Origin of the sequence: Streptococcus pseudopneumoniae, assembly GCF_001073085.1 — a bacterium.
Taxonomy (GTDB): Bacteria; Bacillota; Bacilli; order Lactobacillales; family Streptococcaceae; genus Streptococcus; species Streptococcus pseudopneumoniae_M.
On sequence record NZ_JVFV01000037.1, the window covers coordinates 1 to 2644 of the forward strand.

Sequence of the window (2644 nt, forward strand, 5' to 3'; positions counted from 1 at the left end):
ACTTATGATCCAATGAAGGCAGAGGTGACAGTGACTGTAACGAAAGCAGGTCATACTCTTACAGCAACCAAAGCCCTTCCAACAGATACTGAGTTCAATAATACCTTCACACCTGGTGCAACTACAGCACAATTCAGTTTCACTAAGAAATTGGAAGGAAAAACGCTTGAAGCTGATGCCTTCACCTTTGAATTGCTTGAAAATGGCCATGTAATCCAAACGAAGAAGAATAAAGCTGACGGAACCATCCAATTTGACGCGATCTCATACGCAACAGAAGGACCTCATACCTATACCGTTCGCGAAGTAGCCGGAGCAGATACAGACATTGACTATGATACTATGAACGCAGAAGTGACTGTTAATGTCACTAAGAATGCGACAACAGGTGTCTTGACAGCCAATGTCACAATGCCAGCTGATAGCGAATTTAACAACTATGCGGTAGCCCCAGTCACAGCACAATTCGACTTCAGTAAGGCTCTTGCAGGCCGTACCCTTAAAGCTGGTGAGTTCAGCTTCGTCTTGAAAGATAAGAATGGTACGGTTCTTCAAACGAAGACTAATGACGCCGATGGTAAAGTTGCATTCGATGCGCTTACTTACAAGAACAATGAAGTAGGTGTTCATAAGTATACAGTAGAAGAAGTAGCTGGTTCAGAAGCAGGAATGACTTATGACCCAATGAAGGCAGAGGTTACAGTTACTGTCACGAAAGATGGTCATACCCTTACAGCAACCAAAGCCCTTCCAACAGATACAGAGTTCAATAATACCTTCACACCAGGTGCAACTACAGCACAATTTAATTTCACTAAGAAATTGGAAGGAAAAACACTTGAAGCCGATGCCTTCACCTTTGAATTGGTTGAAAATGGTCATGTAATCCAAACTAAGAAAAATGCGGCTGATGGAACCATCCAATTCGATGCGATCTCATACGCAACAGAAGGAACTCATACATACACAGTACGTGAAGTAGCTGGAACAGATACAAACATCGACTACGATACTATGAATGCAGTCGTAACCGTTAATGTCACTAAGAATGCGACAACAGGTGTCTTGACAGCAAATGTCACAATGCCAGCGGATAGCGAGTTTAACAACTTTGCAGTAGCTCCGGTTAAGACTAAGTTTGACTTTACTAAGGCTCTTGCAGGACGTACCCTTAAAGATGATGAGTTTACTTTTGTCCTTAAAGATGCTTCTGGAAACGTTATTCAAACGAAGAAGAACAAAGCGAATGGTGTTATTGCCTTTGACGATTTGACATTCACAAATGCTCAAGTTGGAACTCACAAGTATACAGTAGAAGAAGTCGCTGGCTCAGAAGCAGGAATGACTTATGACCCAATGAAGGCAGAGGTGACAGTGACTGTAACGAAAGATGGTCATACCCTTACAGCAACCAAAGCCCTTCCAACAGATACTGAGTTCAATAATACCTTCACACCAGGTGCAACTACAGCACAATTTAATTTCACTAAGAAATTGGAAGGAAAAGAGCTTACTAAGGATGCCTTCACCTTTGAATTGGTTGAAGATGGGAATGTCATCCAAACCAAGAAAAATGCGGCTGATGGAACCATCCAATTTGATGCGATCTCATACGCAACAGAAGGAACTCATACCTATACCGTTCGCGAAAAAGCAGGAGCAGATACAGACATTGACTATGATAGTATGACTATCGCAGTTAAAGTTACTGTTACTAAAGATATTACTACAGGTCTTTTAAGTGCTAAGACTGAAATGACTGCATCGGGAGGTGAAGCAACTGGTACAGATGATAAAATTTTCAATAACTACTTTGTAGCTCCAGTTAAAGCACAGTTTAATTTCACTAAGAAACTTGATGGTCGTGCATTGAAAGCTGGAGAATTCAGCTTCGTATTGAAAGACAAAGATGGTAACGTGATTGAAACCGTAAGCAATGATGCTGAAGGTAAGATCAAGTTCTCAGCTCTTGAATTCAAACGTGGTCAAGAAGGTACTTATATTTATCATGTAGAAGAAGTGAAAGGTACAGAGGCTGGAGTTGAGTACGATAAGATGGTAGCGACTGTTGGAGTTACTGTGACGAAGGACGGTAAAGTATTGACTCTTACTTCACAAATGCCTGAAGATACTGAGTTTAACAACAAGGTAACACCGCCAACACCACCAACACCACCAACACCGCCAACACCACCAACACCGCCAACACCACCAACACCACCAACACCGCCAACACCGCCAACACCGCCAACACCGCCAACACCACCAACACCACCAACACCAGTAACACCGCCAACACCACCAACACCAGTAACACCAGTAACACCAGAAAAACCTAAAGGTCCTGAGTTGCCAAACACTGGTGAACAATCTAAATCTGGACTTGTTGCACTTGGTGCTGCACTTGGTCTAGTAGGTCTAGGTTTGGTTGCAAAACGCAAAAAAGAAGATGAAGCTTAATATATATAGATAGAATGAATCAAGATTTTATTCTAGATATTTAAATTAGTTCTATTTAAAAATTAGGCTCTTTTCTACCATTTTTCAAGTCTATCAAGGCTTTAAGTAAAAAAAGAGATAAGACAGTAGCTATTCTGAGGTTACTGTCTTATTTTTAACACTTTTTGATCCATAAAAGGGCATG

1 protein-coding gene is annotated in these 2644 nt (G+C 41.3%); it reads left to right on the forward strand.

Annotated elements, in window-relative coordinates; translation table 11 throughout:
• Window positions 1–2460 (forward strand): Spy0128 family protein (locus ADH90_RS07660; RefSeq protein ID WP_049530720.1); only part of this gene is annotated, 2460 nt, incomplete at its 5' end.
• Window positions 2461–2644: the final 184 nt, after the last annotated feature.